15 protein-coding genes are annotated in these 17,719 nt (G+C 69.9%); 7 read left to right on the top strand and 8 right to left on the bottom strand.

The window, feature by feature from the left end:
* Window positions 1-18: 18 nt before the first annotated feature.
* Window positions 19-792, top strand: a complete 774-nt coding sequence (locus ACWDUM_RS09530; protein WP_450133783.1) for a crotonase/enoyl-CoA hydratase family protein — start codon at window positions 19-21, stop codon at window positions 790-792.
* Between the two features lie 3 nt (window positions 793-795).
* Here the strand turns inward: ACWDUM_RS09530 and ACWDUM_RS09525 are convergent, their stop codons facing one another.
* From ACWDUM_RS09525 to ACWDUM_RS09510, 4 genes are all read right to left on the bottom strand, one after another.
* The gene (locus ACWDUM_RS09525; RefSeq protein ID WP_450133782.1) at window positions 796-1,554 is read right to left on the bottom strand and encodes an amino acid ABC transporter ATP-binding protein; all 759 of its coding nucleotides are present in this window, start codon (window positions 1,552-1,554) and stop codon (window positions 796-798) included.
* A gap of 3 nt (window positions 1,555-1,557) precedes the next feature.
* On the bottom strand, window positions 1,558-3,348 hold the full coding sequence (locus ACWDUM_RS09520) for an ABC transporter substrate-binding protein/permease (RefSeq protein ID WP_450114929.1): 1,791 nt from the start codon (window positions 3,346-3,348) through the stop codon (window positions 1,558-1,560).
* Between the two features lie 83 nt (window positions 3,349-3,431).
* The gene (locus ACWDUM_RS09515; protein WP_450134191.1) at window positions 3,432-4,076 is read right to left on the bottom strand and encodes a DNA alkylation repair protein; all 645 of its coding nucleotides are present in this window, start codon (window positions 4,074-4,076) and stop codon (window positions 3,432-3,434) included.
* A gap of 147 nt (window positions 4,077-4,223) precedes the next feature.
* Complete coding sequence (locus tag ACWDUM_RS09510) at window positions 4,224-5,018, bottom strand: LLM class F420-dependent oxidoreductase (RefSeq protein ID WP_450114930.1); 795 nt, start codon at window positions 5,016-5,018, stop codon at window positions 4,224-4,226.
* A gap of 235 nt (window positions 5,019-5,253) precedes the next feature.
* Here ACWDUM_RS09510 and ACWDUM_RS09505 point away from each other — a divergent pair, with 235 nt between their 5' ends.
* The 6 genes from ACWDUM_RS09505 (at window position 5,254) to ACWDUM_RS09480 (ending at window position 12,606) form a co-directional block, all read left to right on the top strand.
* Window positions 5,254-6,354: an ABC transporter ATP-binding protein gene (locus ACWDUM_RS09505; protein ID WP_450133781.1), complete on the top strand. Its 1,101-nt coding sequence runs from the start codon at window positions 5,254-5,256 to the stop codon at window positions 6,352-6,354.
* Window positions 6,355-6,505: 151 nt separating this feature from the next.
* Entirely contained in the window at window positions 6,506-7,786 is a 1,281-nt protein-coding gene (locus tag ACWDUM_RS09500) for an ABC transporter substrate-binding protein (protein ID WP_450114932.1), read from the top strand.
* A 110-nt stretch (window positions 7,787-7,896) separates the two neighbouring features.
* Window positions 7,897-8,985 (top strand): carbohydrate ABC transporter permease, encoded by a 1,089-nt coding sequence (locus tag ACWDUM_RS09495; RefSeq protein ID WP_450133780.1) that lies wholly within the window; start codon window positions 7,897-7,899, stop codon window positions 8,983-8,985.
* A complete protein-coding gene (locus tag ACWDUM_RS09490) occupies window positions 8,982-10,022 on the top strand; it encodes a carbohydrate ABC transporter permease (RefSeq protein ID WP_450134190.1) in 1,041 nt (346 codons plus the stop codon). The genes ACWDUM_RS09495 and ACWDUM_RS09490 overlap by 4 nt, the downstream gene beginning before the upstream one ends.
* Window positions 10,019-10,222: a hypothetical protein gene (locus tag ACWDUM_RS09485; protein ID WP_450114934.1), complete on the top strand. Its 204-nt coding sequence runs from the start codon at window positions 10,019-10,021 to the stop codon at window positions 10,220-10,222. The genes ACWDUM_RS09490 and ACWDUM_RS09485 overlap by 4 nt, the downstream gene beginning before the upstream one ends.
* A 179-nt stretch (window positions 10,223-10,401) precedes the next feature.
* The gene (locus ACWDUM_RS09480; protein WP_450133779.1) at window positions 10,402-12,606 is read left to right on the top strand and encodes a transglycosylase domain-containing protein; all 2,205 of its coding nucleotides are present in this window, start codon (window positions 10,402-10,404) and stop codon (window positions 12,604-12,606) included.
* A 102-nt stretch (window positions 12,607-12,708) separates the two neighbouring features.
* Here the strand turns inward: ACWDUM_RS09480 and ACWDUM_RS09475 are convergent, their stop codons facing one another.
* The 4 genes from ACWDUM_RS09475 to ACWDUM_RS09460 form a co-directional block, all read right to left on the bottom strand.
* Complete coding sequence (locus ACWDUM_RS09475; RefSeq protein WP_450133778.1) at window positions 12,709-13,656, bottom strand: DUF1254 domain-containing protein; 948 nt, start codon at window positions 13,654-13,656, stop codon at window positions 12,709-12,711.
* 79 nt (window positions 13,657-13,735) lie between these two features.
* On the bottom strand, window positions 13,736-14,164 hold the full coding sequence (locus ACWDUM_RS09470; RefSeq protein ID WP_450133777.1) for a hypothetical protein: 429 nt from the start codon (window positions 14,162-14,164) through the stop codon (window positions 13,736-13,738).
* Between the two features lie 123 nt (window positions 14,165-14,287).
* Window positions 14,288-16,894 carry a LuxR C-terminal-related transcriptional regulator gene (locus ACWDUM_RS09465; RefSeq protein WP_450133776.1) on the bottom strand — a complete coding sequence of 869 codons (2,607 nt, stop codon included), beginning with the start codon at window positions 16,892-16,894 and terminating at the stop codon, window positions 14,288-14,290.
* 144 nt (window positions 16,895-17,038) lie between these two features.
* Complete coding sequence (locus ACWDUM_RS09460; protein ID WP_450133775.1) at window positions 17,039-17,668, bottom strand: TetR/AcrR family transcriptional regulator; 630 nt, start codon at window positions 17,666-17,668, stop codon at window positions 17,039-17,041.
* Window positions 17,669-17,719: the final 51 nt, after the last annotated feature.

Genomic DNA, 17,719 nt, shown 5'->3' with positions numbered 1-17,719 from the left:
CGTGACGAGGAGGCCACCATGCCCGACGCTCGGGTGCGGTCGGAGACGTCCGACGGCATCACCACCATCACTCTGGACCACCCGGACAAGCGCAATGCCGTCGACGGGCCGATGGCGCGGGACCTGCGCGCCGCGTTCGAGGCGTTCGAGGCCGACGCCACGCAGCGGGTCGCGGTGCTGTGGGGCACCGGTGGCAACTTCTGCGCCGGCGCCGACCTCACCGCGATCGGGGACCCGGCCCGGCGCCACGAACTCGACCCGGACGGCGGCGGCGCGGGGCCGATGGGACCGACCCGGATGGCGCTGAGCAAGCCCCTGATCGCGGCGGTCGGCGGCTACGCCGTCGCCGGGGGTCTCGAACTGGCCCTGCTCGCGGACCTGCGCGTGGTCGAGGAGTCGGCGACCTTCGGTGTCTTCTGCCGCCGGTGGGGTGTCCCGCTGATCGACGGTGGCACGGTGCGGCTGCCGCGGATCGTCGGGCAGGGCCGGGCGCTGGACATGATCCTGACCGGCCGGGCCGTCGACGCGGCCGAGGCGCTGGCGATGGGCCTGGCGAACCGGGTCGTGCCCGACGGCGACGCGCTCCCCGCAGCCCAGGCACTGGCGCGCGAGATCGCCGCGTTCCCCCAGCTGTGCATGCTCACCGACCGCGCCTCCGCGTACCGCGCGCTGGATCTGCCGCTCGCCGAGGCGATCCGGGCCGAGGGAGCCGCCGGGGTGCCTGCCGTGCTCGCGGAGGGTGTCGCGGGTGCGGCGCGTTTCGAGGCCGGAGCCGGCCGGCACGGGGCGTAGCGGTCACAGCACCTGCGACAGGAACGCCTGCAGGCGATCGGTCTGCGGGTCGTCGAACAGCGCCTCGGGCCTGCCGGTCTCCACGACGACGCCGCCGTCCATGAACAGCACGGTGTCGGACACCGTTCGGGCGAAACCCATCTCGTGGGTGACCACGATCATCGACATGCCGCCCGACGCCAGGTCGCTCATCAGCGCGAGCACCCCCTTGACCAGTTCCGGGTCGAGCGCGGAGGTGGCCTCGTCGAAGAACATGATCTCCGGCTTCATCGCCAGCGCCCGCGCGATCGCAACCCGCTGCTGCTGCCCGCCCGACAGGTTCGCCGGCCGCGAGTCCGCCTTGGCCCGCAGGCCGACGAGGTCGAGCTGCTCGAGCGCCAGTTCGCGGGCGCCCTCCTTCGACAGCCCGCGCAGCTTGCGCGGGCCGAGCGCGACGTTGTCGGCGACCGTCCGGTGCGGGAACAGGTTGAACTGCTGGAACACCATCCCGATCCGCTGCCGCAGGACATCGGGGTTGTCGCCGAGCACCGACCGGCCGTCGAGCAGGATGTCGCCGGCGTCCGGTTCGTACAGCCGGTTGAGCACCCGCAGCAGGGTGGACTTCCCGGACCCGGACGGTCCGATCACCGAGGTGGTGGCGCCGGCGCCGACGTGGATGTCGACGCCGCGCAGGATCTTGTTGCGACCGAACGCGAGATGCAGGCCGGTGCCGGTGAGTGTTCCGGACGCGGTGGCGGTCTCGGGGCTCGTCGGTTCCGTCACTGGCTATCCCCTCTCCACGACGATGGCCTGGTCGAGTTCGTCGAGGGTGCCGGAGGTGTCGGCCCTGCCGGTCCGCAGACGCTTGTCGATGTAGTTCACCAGGTGGGTCAGCGGGATGGTCAGCACCAGGTAGAACAGGCCCGCCGCGACGAGCGGCGACAGGTTGCCGGTCTGCGCGTTCAGGTCCCGGCCGACGGCGAACAGTTCCCGCTGGGTGGCGAGCAGGCCGAGGAAGTAGATCAGCGACGAGTCCTTGATCAGCGAGATGAACTGATTCATCAACGCGGGCAGCACTCTCCGCACGCCCTGCGGGATCACCACCAGCGTCATCGCCCGCCGGTACCCGAAACCGATCGCCCGTGCGGCCTCCATCTGCCCGGGTTCGACGCTCTGGATACCGGAGCGGAAGATCTCCCCGATGTAGGCGGCCGCCAGCAGCGCCAGCGCCGCCGCGCCGAGCCAGTACGGGTTGTTCCCGGTCAGGTTCTTGACGAGCGGGCCGACACCGAGGCCGACGATCAGGATGATCACCACCGCGGGCAGGCCGCGGAAGACGTCGGTGTAGACGCGGGCGGGCCAGCGCAGCCAGCGGGTCCGGGAGATGCCGGCGATCGCCAGCAGCATGCCGAGGACGGTGCCGATCACCCCCGAGGTCAGTGCCAGGATGACGGTGTTCGGCAGGCCCGTCGTCAGCAGGTCGGGGATCGCCTTGCGGTACAGCTCCCAGTTGAAGAACGTGTCCCCGAGCTGCGCCAGCGTGGATTTCGGGGCGGTCTGCTCGCCGCCGCCCTGACCCTGTTCGGCTGCCAGCGCGGCGAAGTCGGGCAGGACCGGAGCCGGGGCGGCCTTGCTGCCCGGCTTCCACCCCGGCGGAAGCTCACGCGGCACCCACTCGGAATACAGCCTCGCCCAGGTGCCGTCGGCGATGACGGCGTCCAGGCCGGAGTTCAGCGCGTCGATCAGAGGCTGGTTGTCCTTGTTCGCCGCCCAGCCGACGAAGTTGTTGAGGCTGAAGGTGTTCTGCACGATCGAGGTGCCGTCACCGGGTTTGATCGCCCCCTCGGCCTGTTGCGACGGCGCCACCCAGGCATCGATCTGCCCGGACTTCAGGTTCGCGTAGGCGGTGTTGTAGTCCGGGAACTTCACCGGGTCGAGCTTGAGGGTGTTGACGACGTAGTCGTCCTGCACGGTGCCCTGCACCACCCCGATCCGGGTACTCGCGTTCAGGTCCGAAAAGGACTGGACCTTACCGCCGTTCGGGGCGACGAGGGAGAAGTAGCCGAAGTCGTAGCCGTTGGTGAACCCGACCGTCTTGCGGCGCTCGTCGGTCGTGGTGATGGACGACGACCCGACGTCGAAGCGTCGGTTCGCGACCTGCGAGAGCAGGCCGGCGAACTCGGTGCCCGAGAACTGTATCTGCAGGCCGAGTTTCGCGGCGACCGCCTTGAGCAGTTCGTTGTCGAAGCCGGTGAAGGTGCCGGCGGAGTTGACGCAGATGCTCGGTGGCGCGTCGGACAGCGTGCCGACGCTGAGGGTGCCGGGCACGATCAGGCCGAGCTTGCTCGTGTCGATCTGGTCGACGGGGCGAGTGCCGGCGGTGGTGTACCTGTCCTCCACCGTCACCGCCGCCGACGCGTCCAGGTTGGTCGGCGCCGCCGCGGCCGAGCCGACCCCGGGCGGCGAGCACAGGTCGGTGGACGAGCCGCCCGACCCCCCGCCGCACGCGGTGACCGTGCCCGCCAGCAGTACCAGCACGGCGAGCACCCACACCTTGACCGATCGCGATCGGGTCATGGGGAGAGCGTAACCGCGTCGGGTCCACCGCACCGGGTGCCGCGTGCGGAGGGAGATCGGCACCGGCGCGAGCGCGAAGGTTGCTACTCGCCCTGCTGTCGGCGCACCATCTCGGCGATCCAGACGGGCGCGAACGGAGACGTGCAGCCGGGGGAGGTCGGGTAGTCCTTTAGCACCTCCAGGCGCTCACCGATGTCGAGTGCGCGGGTGCGGTGCTCGGCGTGCTCGATTCCGATCTGGGCCAGGCAGTGGTTCATCGCCCACTGCAGGCGATCCGGGGCGTCCTTCATCTCCGCCTCGATGACATCGAGCAGTCCCGCGAGGTCGAGGCCCTCGGGCTTCTTCGCCACCCGTTCGGTGGTCAGCGCCCAGCCGGCACTCGTGACCACCGGATCCGGGTCGGCGGACCAGGCGAGCCGCAGCTCTTCGGAATGCGGGTTCTTCTTCACCACGTAGTTCACGAGCCAGTCGTGCACCTTGGGTGTGCGCGCCTCGCGGAGCATGGCGTCCAACTCGTCACGCTCGAACACCTTCGGGCGGCAGATCAGGATCGCCAGCAGTCTCGCCGAGGTGTCGTCGGTCTGCCAGAGCCCGCGCGCGAGCTCCTGCTGCGTCTTCAGCCGCTTCGCGAGGGCGCGCAGCTTGCCGAGGTTCACACCGTGATCGTCGCCGTGCTTCTCGTTGACCGCGCGCGCCTTCGGGTCCTCGAGCGCGGCCAGCTCGGCCATCACCTCGGCCACCGTCGTCTCGGTCACCCGGCCTCCTGTCCGTCACGTGCGATTCAGCCCGGGACGAGAGGTTCGGCCCCACCCGCCGTTCGGCGGCGGCCGCCGATGAAGCCGGCTTCCCGGGCGACGGTATCGGTGTCGTCCCGTTCAGGCCAACCCGACAACGGGCTGCGGGGACCGCTCGTCGCGCCACCGCAGGGCCTCGGCGAGGGTGGTCAGGTCGTAGGCGGGGCCGCCGGCGCCGACGGTGAACAGCGTGACGCCCGCGTCGACGAATGCCTGCGCCTTCTCGGTTCCCGGCCACGCGACGGAGCGCTCGATGTGATGCGGGTCCCGGCCGACGTCGGTGCAGTGGTCGGCGAGTACCCGCGACTTGTGGTCGAGCGCGTCGAGGTCGGCGAAGCTGTGCCAGATGTCGGCGTACTCGGCGACCATGCGCAGCGTCTTGCGTTCGCCACTGCCGCCGATCAGGATCGGAATGTGCCGTGTCGGTGCGGGATTCAGCTCGCCGAGCCGGGCCCGGATGCGCGCGAGGTTCTCCGCGAGCAGACGTAGACGGCTGCCCGCGGTGCCGAAGTCGTAGCCGTACTCGGTGTAGTCCTTCTCGAACCAGCCGCCGCCGATGCCGAGGATTAGCCGCCCGCGGCTGATGTGGTCGACGGTGCGGGCCATGTCCGCCAACAGGTCCGGATTGCGGTAACCACCGCCCGAGACCAGCGCCCCGATCTCGACCCGTTCGGTCTGTTCGGCCCATGCCGCGAGCATCGACCAGCACTCGAAGTGCGCGCCGTTCGGGTCGCCGCCCAACGGATAGAAGTGGTCCCAGGTGAAGACGATGTCCACCCCGAGGTCCTCCGCGCGGAACACCGCATCCCGGATCAGCTGGTACTCGGGTGCGTGCTGGGGCTGGAGTTGGAAACCGATGCGAACTGGGCGGGTCATCTGCGGCACTCCTTGGGTGTGAGTACTCCGCCGTGAGATCTCCGGCGTGAATCTCACCGTAGACCCGGGAGAACGCCGCCGCAGCGACTCGGAACGCGGGCCCGGACGGTCGATGGTTCCCGCATCGCGAGTAGTTGGACGGTGTCCTGTGCGCACGGGCCTGCAATACTGTGCCGCGCAGTACCGACCACGGATCGTCCGGCGCGTTCGACGCCGGTGAAGGGAACGCACACCGATGGCGACAGTCACCTACGACTCGACCACATGCCTGTTCCCCGGCTCCGACAAGCCGGCCGTGGACCGCCTGCAGCTCGACATCGCCGACGGCGAGTTCCTGGTCCTGGTCGGCCCGTCCGGCTGCGGGAAGTCCACGTCGCTGCGGATGCTCGCCGGCCTCGAGGACGTGCACTCGGGCCGGATCCTGATCGGCGACCGCGACGTCACCGGGTCGGAGCCGAAGGACCGGGACATCGCGATGGTGTTCCAGAACTATGCGCTGTACCCGCACATGTCGGTGGCCGAGAACATGGGATTCGCGCTCAAGCTGGCGAAGACCCCGAAGGACGAGATCAAGCGCCGCGTGCAGGAGGCGGCGAAGATGCTCGATCTCGAGCCGTACCTCGAACGCAAACCCAAGGCGCTCTCCGGCGGCCAGCGGCAGCGGGTCGCGATGGGCCGCGCGATCGTCCGGCAGCCGCAGGTGTTCCTGATGGACGAGCCGCTCAGCAACCTCGACGCGAAGCTGCGGGTGCAGACCCGAACCCAGATCGCGCAGCTGCAGCGCCGCCTCGGCACCACCACCGTCTACGTCACCCACGACCAGGTCGAGGCGATGACGATGGGTGATCGGGTCGCCGTGCTCAAGGACGGCGTGCTGCAGCAGTGCGCCTCCCCGCGGGAGCTGTACTCGCGCCCCGCCAACGTCTTCGTCGCCGGGTTCATGGGCTCACCGTCGATGAACCTGTTCACGCTGCCGGTCACCGACGGCGGAGTCCGTTTCGGCGAGGCCGTCGTCCCCGTGCCGCGCGGCACCCTCGGTCTGGTGCACGAGTCCGAGGTGGTCGTCGGGGTCCGGCCCGAGCACCTGGAACTGGTCGGGAACGGAGCCACGGGGAACGAGGCGTCCGCCGGGGTCGAGATGGAGATCGACGTGGTCGAGGAGCTCGGCTCCGACGCCTACATCTACGGCAGGACGTCCGTCGCCGGACTCGGGCAGGAGATCGTCGCCCGCGCCGACTGGCGGCGCCCGCCGCGCAAGGGCGACCGCGTCCGGTTGCACGTCGACCCCGCCGAGCTGCACCTGTTCTCCGCGGTCGACGGCCGCAGGCTCGGCTGACCGTGCAGGGAGGGGCCGCTCGGCGGCCGTAACCGATCCAGTGCGGGGGTAATGAGCGAAATCACCCCCGGGTCGTGCCACAGTAGGCGACGACATATGCCTCGGCCCGGTGAGCTGGCGCCGGAGATTCGTCTCTTTCGAAAGGTGGACCATGCGTTCTTTCAACACGCGGTCGCGGATCGCGGTGGCGGCTTCGGCCGTCGCGATGCTCGCGCTCGCCGGCTGCTCCAGTGACAACGGTGGCGGCGGCAGCGTCGACGAAGCCGTCGGCCAGAACCTCGACGGTCGCGGCGCGATCTCGTTCGCGATGGGCAAGAACGACGTCGACAAGCTGCAGCCGGTGATCGACAAGTGGAACGCGGCGCACCCCGACGAGAAGGTCTCCCTCAAGGAGCTCCCGGGCGAGGCCGACGATCAGCGCAACAAGCTGGTCCAGTCGCTGCAGGCCGGGAACGCCGACTACGACGTGATGGCGCTCGACGTCACCTGGACCGCCGAGTTCGCCGCGAACGGGTGGCTGCAGCCGCTCACGGGTGGCCTGGCCCTCGACACCGCCGGTCTGCTGCCTGCCACCGTCGACAGCGCCACCTACCGCGGCACCCTGTACGCGGCCCCGCAGAACACCAACGCGCAGCTGCTGTACTACCGCACCGACCTGGTTCCGGCGGCACCGGCGGACTGGAAGGCGCTCACCGACAGCTGCGCCGCGGCCGCAGGCAAGACCACGGACTGCCTCGTCACCCAGCTCAAGCAGTACGAGGGCCTGACCGTCAACACCACCCAGTTCATCAACTCGTGGGGCGGTGCGGTCGTCGCCGACGACGGCAAGACCCCCGAGGTCGAGTCGCCCCAGTCGAAGGCCGGCCTGCAGGCCCTGGTCGACGCCTACACCGGCGGCCAGATCGCGAAGCGGTCCACCTCGTTCACCGAGGAGGAGACCAACCTCGCGTTCGTCGGCGGTGAGTCCATGTACGCCTACAACTGGCCGTACATGTACACCAACGCCGAGAAGGACGGCTCCGCGGTGAAGGGCAAGGTCGCGGTCGCGCCGATCGTCGGCCCGGCCGGTGCCGGTGCGTCCACCCTGGGTGGCTACAACGACGGCATCAACGTCTTCTCGCCGCACAAGGCCACGGCCCGCGACTTCATCGCGTTCATCCAGAACGATGAGAACCAGATGGCGTTCGCGGACGCGTCGTTCCCGCCGGTCCTGAAGTCGGTCTACGACGATCCGGCGCTCGTCGCGAAGTACCCGTACCTGCCGGCGCTGAAGGCCGCACTGGAGAACGCGCAGCCGCGTCCGGTCACCCCGTACTACAGCGCGATCTCGAAGGCGATCCAGGACAACGCGACCGCCGCGCTGACCGGCAAGTCGACCGTCGACCAGGCCGCCGCCAACATGTCGGCCGCGATCACCAACGCCGCGAAGTAGTTCACGTGACCGGACCGTCGGGCTCCAGGAGACCTGAACGGTCCGGTCACCCCGGGCGGTCGCGCCGGTTCGGCGGACCCGTCCGAGAAAAGGAAATCAGGTAGTTCACGATGGCCGACTCCGCCGAGCCGAGCGCCCAGAGTGGGGACGCCGTGACCGAAGTGATCGACTTCGGTCGCGGCGCCGCCAGAGCCCCGGGTCGCTCCGCGGGCTCCACTCCTGCGTCGGGTGCCACCCCCACCGACCCGCCGCCGAAGCGTCGACGCGATTGGCGGGCGCTGTACCTGATCGCCCCGACGATGGTGATCCTCGCGATCGTCATCGTGTACCCGGTGGTCAAGGCCATAGTGCTGTCCTTCCAGCGCAATCCCGGCGTCGATCCCGACACGGGACGGTTCGTCAAGGGCGGCTTCGCCGGGTTCGACAACTACCTGCTGTGGCTGACCGGCAACTGCGGCGCCGGTCGCGGTACCTGCCCGCCCGGCACCCTCGGCGCCGACTTCTGGCCCGCCGTCGGGGTCACGTTCCTCTTCGCGGTCGCCATCGTCGGCATCTCGACGCTTCTCGGCCTGTGGATGGCCACGGTCATGAGCCGCAGCTTCGTCGGCCGGTCGTTCCTGCGGGCCAGCGTGCTGATCCCGTGGGCCATCCCGACCGCGGTCACCGCGAAGCTGTGGTTCTTCATCTTCTCCGAGAACGGTGTCGCGAACAGCCTGCTCGGTACCGACATCGCGTGGACCACCGATCCGTGGGCGTCCCGGTTCGCGGTCATCGTCGCGGACGTGTGGAAGACGACCCCGTTCATGGCGCTGCTCATCCTCGCCGGCCTGCAGATGATCCCGCAGGACGTGTACGAGGCCGCCCGTGTCGACGGCGCCACCGCCTGGCAGCGGTTCAAGTCGATCACGCTGCCCCTGGTCAAGCCGGCGCTGATGGTCGCCGTCCTGTTCCGCACCCTCGACGTGTTGCGGATCTACGACCTCCCGGCGATCCTGTCCGGCACGTCGGGGTCGACCCCGGTCACCAGCGTGTCGATCCTCACGGTCGCCGACATCCGGCAGGGCAACCTGCAGAGCGCGTCGGCGCTGTCGACGCTGATCTTCCTCGGAATCTTCGCGGTGGCGTTCCTGATGGTGAAGTTCCTCGGCGCGAACGCCGTGCGCACCCGGGACGAGCAGCGCAAGGGCGGTGATCACTGATGGGTCGGCACAGCGTTCCCGAGGATGCCCACGGACAGGGCGAAGGCGCAGGCGTTCCCGAGGCCTCGGCCCCGTACGAGCGGTTCACGTCCGAGGTCCCGAACGATTCGCTCCAGACCACGGTGATCCCCGCCGTGACCGTGCTCGACGACCCCGCTCCCCCGGAGGAGGCGCTCGCCGAGCCCGCCGACCGTCAGCGACTCCGGCGTCCCGTCGGCCCCGCGGTCCGCAACTACATCGGGGTGATCGTCATCCTGCTGTGGGGCCTGGCCCCGTTCTACTGGATGGTTGTCACCGCCTTCCGGGATCAGGCACACACGTTCGACACCACGCCGTGGCCGACCCACCTCACCCTCGACAACTTCCGCGACGCGCTCGCCACCGACAAGGGCAACGACTTCCTCGGGGCGATCGTCAACAGCCTGATCATCGGCGCGGTGACCACCGCCGTCGCGTTGCTGCTCGGTGTGTTCACCGCGTACGCCCTTGCCCGGATCGACTTCCGTGGCAAATACCTGGTTACCGGCATCATTCTCGGCGCGTCGATGTTCCCGACGGTCGCGCTGGTCACGCCGTTGTTCCAGCTGTTCGGTGACCTCGGGTGGATCGGCCAGTACCAGGCGCTGATCATCCCGAACATCTCGTTCGTGCTGCCGTTGACGATCTACACGCTCACCTCGTTCCTGTCGGACCTGCCGTGGGAACTCGAGGAGGCGGCGCGGATCGACGGTGCCTCGCGCGGACAGGCGTTCCGCCTGGTGATCGTCCCGCTCGCCGCGCCCGCGCTGTTCACGACTGCGATCCTCGCGTTCATCGCCACCTGGAACGAGTTCATGCTCGCCAGCCTGCTGTCGACGGAGAAGACCGAGCCGGTGACCGTGGCGATCGCCAGGTTCGAGGGCCCGGACGCGTTCAGTCAGCCGTACGCGGCGATCATGGCCGCCGGCACGCTGGTGACGATCCCGCTGGTGATCATGGTGCTGATCTTCCAGCGCCGCATCGTCTCCGGCCTGACCGCGGGCGGCGTGAAGTCGTGACCGACGCTCGGCGGCGGGCCCGGCGGCGGCAGCAGCTGGAGATGCTCGTCGGCGTGCTCGGCTTCTTCACCGTGATGGCGTTCGTCGCGGCGGTGGTCGGCATCGTTCGCGGTGAACCGGGGCTGACGCAGTCCCTGGTGCTGCTCGGGTGCCTGATCGGGTTGCTGTCCGCGGTCGCCGCCTGGCGGCGCAACCGCTGATCTGCGCTGCGCGCCGTGAGTCCTCCGGTTCGCCACGGGGCCGGAGGGGCCGACGGCGGCGGGTGCCGAATCGGACACGCTGATCGTTCGGTGATGGACCTCGCGGTCGGGTGATGCCACGATGCGGGAGGGCGGATGTTTGCTGCCCGTCTGCCAGCTGACCCCTCGGGAGCGTACGTGTGAGTCCATCGTCCGGTGCCACCTCGAGTCCGAAAACGCCCCCGGACGAACCGGAGGGGGGCGGTCCGGCGGGTTCGGGTGGCCGCGCGGGCAAGCCTCGCCGCCGTCGCCGGCGGCTGGCGTGGGTGGTGCTGGCGGTGGTGGCCCTGCTCGTCGTGTTGCCCGCGGCGGCCTTCGCGATCGCGTACTCGCGGGCGGTGGTGCCCAGGCCGGCGGACATGCGCACCAACCAGGTGTCCACGATCGTCGCCGCCGACGGCTCGCCGATCACGAAGATCGTTCCCCCCGAGGGAAACCGCACCGAGGTCTCGATCGGCGACATCCCCGAGCCGGTGCGGATGGCGGTGCTCTCGGCGGAGGACCGCAAGTTCTACACCAATCCCGGATTCTCGATCAGCGGCTTCGTCCGCGCGGCCCGCGACAACGTGCTGGGCAAGGACAGCGCCGGTGGCGGGTCGACCATCACCCAGCAGTACGTGAAGAACACCCTGGTCGGCTCCGACCGCAGCGTGGTCCGCAAGATGCGTGAACTGGTGATCTCCTCGAAGATGGCCCGCCAGTGGTCGAAGGACGACATCCTGGCCGCCTACCTGAACACCATCTACTTCGGTCGCGGCGCGTACGGCATCGCCGCGGCGTCGAAGGCGTTCTTCGACAAGCCGGTCGGCGAGCTGACGGTCTCCGAGGGCGCGGTGCTGGCGTCGGTGATCCGCAGCCCGTCCTCGCTCGACCCGGAGAAGAACCCCGAGGCGACCGAGGCGCGATGGAACTACGTGCTCGACGGCATGGTGTCGATGGGTGTGCTCAGCCCCGCCGACCGGTCCGCGCAGGTGTTCCCGGTCGTGGCGCCGCTGGCCAAGCTCGACGACGCGGGCGCGGCTCGCGGACCGGAGGGGCTGATCCGGGCGCGGGTGCTGGCGGAACTGACGGCGTCCGGGATCAGCGAGCAGGAACTGAACACCGAGGGCCTGCAGATCACCACGACGATCGACCCGGCCGCGCAGGCGGCGGCGGTGGACGCGGTCGCCGAGACCCTCGACGGGGAGCCGTCCGAGCTGCGTACCGCGGTCGTCTCGATCGACCCGAGAACCGGTGGCGTGAAGGCGTATTACGGTGGCGCGGACGGTGCGGGCTTCGACTTCGCGCAGGCGCCGTTGCAGACCGGGTCGGCGTTCAAGGTGTTCGGTCTGGCCGCGCTGCTCGAGGAGGGGCGGGGCCTGCAGACGACGTTCAATTCGGCGCCGCTGACGGTCGGCAACGTCACGATCAACAACGTCGAGGGCGAGTCGTGTGGCACGTGCACGATCGCGGAGGCGCTCAAGCGGTCCCTGAACACCAGCTTCTACCGGCTGACCCTCTCCCTGGACGGCGGAGCGCAGAAGATCGCGGACGTCGCGCACGCCGCCGGGATCCCGCTGGAGATCCCGGGCGTCGCGGGCACCACCCTGAGCCAGGACGGCGGGCCGCCCGAGAACGGAATCGTGCTGGGCCAGTACCAGTCCCGGGTGATCGACATGGCGTCCGCGTACGCGACGATGGCCGCGTCGGGGGTGTACCGGGCACCGTACTTCGTGCAGCACGTGGTCACCGCCGACGGGCGGGTGCTGCTCGACCGCGCCCCCGACCCAGGCGAGCAGCGGATCCCGGCGCCGGTCGCGGACAACATCACCCAGGCGATGACCCCGATCGCGTCGTACTCGCGGGGGCACGCGCTCGCGGGCGGGCGGCCGTCGGCGGCGAAGACGGGCACCGCGCAGCTCGGGGACACCGGGATGAACAAGGACGCGTGGATGGTCGGGTACACGCCGTCGCTGTCGACGGCGGTGTGGGTGGGCACCGAGCAGTCGCAGCCGATCGTCACCCAGTGGGGTGGGTCGGTTTACGGGTCGGGCCTGCCCGCGGACATCTGGAAGTCGACGATGGATGGCGCCCTCGACGACACCGACTGGGAGTCGTTCCCGTGGCCGAAGCCGATCGGCGGGCAGGCGGGTGTCCCGGCGTGGTCGGGTGCCACCTCCGGCGGCAGTGCGGCGACGACCGGTGCGGGAGCGCCCTCGCCGGTGCCGGTGGCGGAGCCTGCCCCGGCGCCGGAGGTGGCGTCGCCGCCGCCGATCACCCTCCCGATTCCCGTCCCGGTCGTCCCGCCGCAGCTGCCGCGGTCGGTGGAGATCCTGCCCGGCGTCGTCATCCCCCTCCCCGGCTGACCCCCGTTTCCGCATGAACGGAAGCGTTCGGTCGATCGGATCGACTGAACGTCCCGTTCATGCGGCGCGGTCGGGTCGCCCCGAGGGGCTCCGGCGGCCGGGTCAGGCCTGCGCGGGCACGAGGTCGGGCAGCCGCCAGCTGCCGTCGCGCACCGCCGCCCGCGGCCGGTACAGCCGGACGAGGAAGTTCCATCCGTCCGTGGTCGGGATTGCATTGGGGGTCCCGTTGGGGAAGTCCCCGAACCGCACGGTCACCGAGCCGTCCGGGTTCGGTGCCCCGGTGATGTTGTTGACGCTGTAGGCGCCCTGCGGGTTCTTCTCGAAGAAGCCCTCCGCGTTGTAGACCGAGATCGACCAGAAGCCGTCCACCGGGACGTCCCGCAGGGTGATCTCGTGGTTGCCGCCCGAGGCCTCGGGGACGACGCCGATGTAGGAGGCCTCGTCGCTGGGCAGACCGCCCCAGCCGGCGGCGGTACCGATCAGGTGCCGCACCGGGTCGACCTGATCGGGGCGGCCGAACATCGAGTCGAAGCCGGTGAGCCCGGCGGCCAGCGTCAGCAGCGCCTTCCGGGTGGTGTCCATGCCGCCGGTGTCGTAGTCGGGCATGGCGAAGGGCTGCGCGGAGCCGGCCGTGATCGCGAGGCCGTCCTGCAGGGACGCGACCGCCTGCAGGTCCTCGGGCAGCGCGGGGTCGACGAGCGTCCGCACCGCGACCACGACGTGGCGGGTGCCGAAGTCGGCGGCCCGCAACTCGTGGGTGCCTGCGTCGTGGAAGATCGCACCCACGTAGTGGTCCTGATTGACCACCATCGCCGACATGTAGCGGTCGCCGTGCTCCGGGATGGTCACGGTCGCACCCTCGGCGAGGTCGACGACGGCGAAGCTGTACAGGGTGTCCCGGTTCAGCCGGATCACGGTCTGGTGGTCGATCGACGCGGGCTCGCGGTTGTGCGAGAACGTGTTGATCCCACCGGCGTCGCGTTGCAGGTCCGCGAACATGCGGTCCGTCTCGGCTCGTACGAAGTTGTCGACGCTGACATGTATTGCCATCACTTCACTCCTCTGCGGGCGTTGCCTCATTGTGGTCGGCGTTGTCGTCTCCGGCCCGTTCTGCCGGACCGTGTCGCGTTCAGCAGCCGAGCGAGGCGCCGAGGTTCTGCTGCGCCGCGATGATTGCGTCGATGTCGCCGCTCAACTGCCGGGCGGCCTGGGGGACGGTCAGGTTCGGGTCGAGTCCGGACACCGCCGCGTCGTAGTTCTCCCAGGCGTCGGTGAGCGCGTCGAGGCGGTCCTCCCCGACCGCGTCGACCGCGGAGGTGAGTTCCGCGTACGCGTTGCCGACGGCTCCGCGGGTCTCGGCGATCTCCCCGATCGTGGGGGACGAGTTCAGTTCTGCCTGCGCCTCCGCCACCGAGCCCACGAATGCGGTGTAGGCATCACAGGCTGCGGCGGTGTTCTCGGCCGGTGTTGCGTCGTCGTCACTGCCGCACCCGGCGAAGGTGAGAGTGAGCGCCGTCGCGATGAGCGCGGTCGCGGCGGAACGGGTACTGCGGGACATGCGGGCTCCTGGATAACCAAGTAGTAGCTGACCCGTCACACGCTGCCAGGAGATGACTCGGACCGACAGCGTCCGCACGGGAAATCATCCACAACTGATTACTCGACCGTGTCGGGCATCCGGTCAGACGTGGATGCGCACCGCCTCGCGGCGCGTGGTGACCCCAAGCTTGCGGTAGATCGAGCGCTGGTGGGTGCGGACGGTGTTCACCGACACGTAGAGCTTCGCGGCGATCTCCGCGGAGGTCATCCGCGTGCACAGGAACCCGAAGATCTCACGTTCTCTCGCGGTGAGGGACATGCCGTAGGCAAGCCGCCGTGGCACCTCGGACGTGGGTGGGGCGAGACGGGTGGCGATGAAGTCCTCGTGCCGGGTGCCCCACACGGCGTGCTCCGCGAGGAAGGCACGAAACTGCTTGCTCCCGTTGCCGAACGGGCGTGCTGCGCCTTCCGGCGTGGCGACGTCGAGGGCCTGTTCGAGCTGCCGGTGCGCGCGGTCGCGGTCGCCTCGATCCCACGTCATGCGGGACGCGGTGACAAGCCCACTGGCCCGGACGAAGGACGTCGGCACCCCGCGGATGCGCCGCAGTGCGCCCGCGGCCTCGTCCGGTTTCCCCGCGCGCCGGTAGAGATCGGCGACATGGGCGGTGACCACCGGAAGGTCCCCCACCGTGGACAACGGTTGCACCAGGCGCAGTGCGGTTCCCATGTCACCGGTCATGGCCGCCAGTTCGGCGGCTGCGATGGCGCGGTACGCCGGCCACGGGACACCGTGAACGTCGTCCCGGCTCACGTGGTCCATGTGGTACTCGGCCTCGTCGACCGCGCCGAGATCGTGGGCGGCGGCGACGGTCAGCGCGAAGTACACGCGGGCGAGCGCGGCGTAGGAGCCGTCGTGTCCGCCCGCCAGGGCCAGAGCACGGAAGTGCGCCCGGGCGGCTGCCAGGTCGTTCTGCCAGTAGTCGACGAATCCTCGCGCGAAGTGTTCGATGCCGCCGTCGTAGTGAAACCACTCCGACTGCGGGTCGGGGGCCCTGTCGTCGTCGAGTTCGGCGGCGCGCCGCGCCTGGGTGAGGCGTCCGCTGAACGCGAGCGCGAACGTGAGGTTGGCTCCCGCACGGCGGGCGAGCACATGGTGGCCAGAGGTTCGGGCCTCGTCACGGGCGGACGTCAGGAAGCGCACCGCCGCAGCCGGATCCCGCCGCAGACGCAACTCGACCCATCCGAGCAGGAACAGGCCGTGGGTGTTCGCGTGGTGCGCTGCGGCCCCGGTGCCGAGTGCTGCCCGTACCCGGTCGGCCGCGGCAGCGAGATCGGTCGCGTCGTCGGCGAGGAACAACTCGGCGAACGCGCGGGTCGCGGCGACGTGTGCCGAGTCGTCGTCGCGGGTGGCCGCGCAGGCACGATCGAACAGCAGTGCCGAGCCGGCCGTGTCGCCGAGCACGTCCAGACAGCACGCGCGGACCAAGAGCACCTCCGGAGTGCTGTTCCACTCCGGCGGAAGCGCGAGGCAGCGTGCGTTGAGATTCGCTGCATCCGACTCGATCACCAGCCGGACCCAGTGGTGCCGGATGATCTCCACGGCCCGGTCCGGCGCGCCGGCACGGGTCGCGTGGACCATCGCTTCGATCGGAAACGTCGCCGCGAGCCGCCCGGCGGCAGTCAGGTCGAGTTGCCGCGACCGGCTGTGATTTCGTCGGCGCAGCGCGATTCGGCAGTGTCGGGCGAAGACGTCGTGCCAGCGATAGACGGTGTCGTCGTCCCCGTTGACGTACCGGTCGAGGAACAACCCCCGGCGCACGCACTCCTCGAGCAGCGCCGGGCTCTCGTGGTTTCCGCTCAGGGCCTCGGCCAGATCGGCGTCCAGGCGGGAGCAGGTCGTCGTGGCGAGGACGAAGTCGGCGAGTTCCGGTCGGAGCTGTTGCAGCACCGACTCGACGACGTAGCCGGTCAGGAGATCGTCTGCGGCATCGGGCAGTTGGGCGGATGTCCCGGGGGTGTGCCGGTCGGCGGTGAGCAGCGCCAACCGGACCGCGACCGGCCAGCCACCGCTCTCGGTGTGCGCGACCGCTGCGGTGGATTCCGAGATCCGTTGGCCGGAAACGACTACGGCGCCTGCGATCTCCTCGGGGGTGAAGGCGAGGTCGCGGGCGGTCAGCAGACTCGCGCGCCCGTCGACGACGTGCCGGTTGAACCAGGTGTCGAGTTCGCCGGCGCCGGCGAGGACGAAGCGAAACAGCCTGCCGGACCGTTCGGTCGTGGTCTCCACGACCTCCACCACGTCGGACGGGTCGGCGAACTGGGCGTCGTCGACCACCACGACGATCGGCTCGGTTCGGGTGAGGGCCAACCGTGTGAGCTGGTCGACCACCGTGGCCGGGTCGGGCGTTTCGGTGAGCGATCCGGGGAGGTCGTCGAGGATCGACGGTTGCCGCTCGGCGAGACGCAGCAGCGCCGACACCAGTCCCTCGGTGAACTGGCGACCCTCGAGGTCGTGTCGGGTCAACGACAGCCAGGCCGTCGGTCGTGGGGTGTGGTGTTCCCACGCCGCGAGAGCGGTCGTCTTCCCGTATCCCGGTGGGGCCACGACGAGGGTGATCGGCGAGCGGGCCACGGCCTCGTCGAGGAGCGTGTGCAGTCTCGGTCGTGCCGCGACGTGTGACGCCTGTTCCGGTGGTGCAACGAGAAACCAGGGCGCGCGGCTCCAATGCCCGTGCAGCCGCGTCCCCATGTCGCTGGAGCTTAGCCAACCGCCGCGCCGACGGCCGTGAACCTCGCGTGCGCGGGTCGCATGTCGTGGCTCGCCGGTCGGTGGGACGCCACCCGGGACGGTGGGCCTCGACGTCGAGCGGCGGATCGGACGGGTCCGCCTCGCCTACCCGCGAGGGGACGCCCCGGGCGCGCGGCCGGGGGCCGTGGTGGGGAGGGGCAGCGCCTCGAGCGCCCGGTCGACGACCTCGTCGACGCTGAAGACCGGATCGGTGGTGCGGTCGACGGCGAGGCTCTCGACCATCGACCACCAGGCCCGCAGCAGCATGCGGGTGACCGGGGACGGTTCGGTGCCTGTCGCCTCGAGGGTGCGCTCGACCATGGTGTTCTTCAGGTTCTCGCGGATCTCGTGGATCTGCGGGTCGGAGCCGAAACTACCGTGGAAGAACGACTGGTAGTTCGCGCCGTGCCGGTCGACGAACGAGACGAACGCGTGGACGACGGCCCGCAGCGGCTCCCCCGACGCGTCCTTGGGATCGGCGATCGCGGCGCGCAGCAGGCGTCGGGCGGCCGCGCCCACGACCGCGACGTAGTAGTCCTGCTTGGTCGGGAAGTACCGGAACAGCAGGCTGCGGGAGATGCCCGCCCGCTCGGCGACCTGGTCGATCGACAGCGCGTGGATGGGGCGGGTGGCCAGTTCTTGCAGGCCGATGGCGACGAGTTGCCGCTTGCGTTCCTCCGGGGGGAGTCGCCGCCGCGTGGTGGCGGGCCCGGGAGCCGCGGTTTCGGTCGACACGAGAAGACACCGTCCAGGATCTTGATTGCCGGGCAAGTCTACGTCTAGCCT

This window comes from Rhodococcus sp. NPDC003322 (assembly GCF_053589555.1).
Note: the sequence above shows the minus strand (reverse complement) of the source record. Positions and strands in the feature narration are given on the sequence as shown.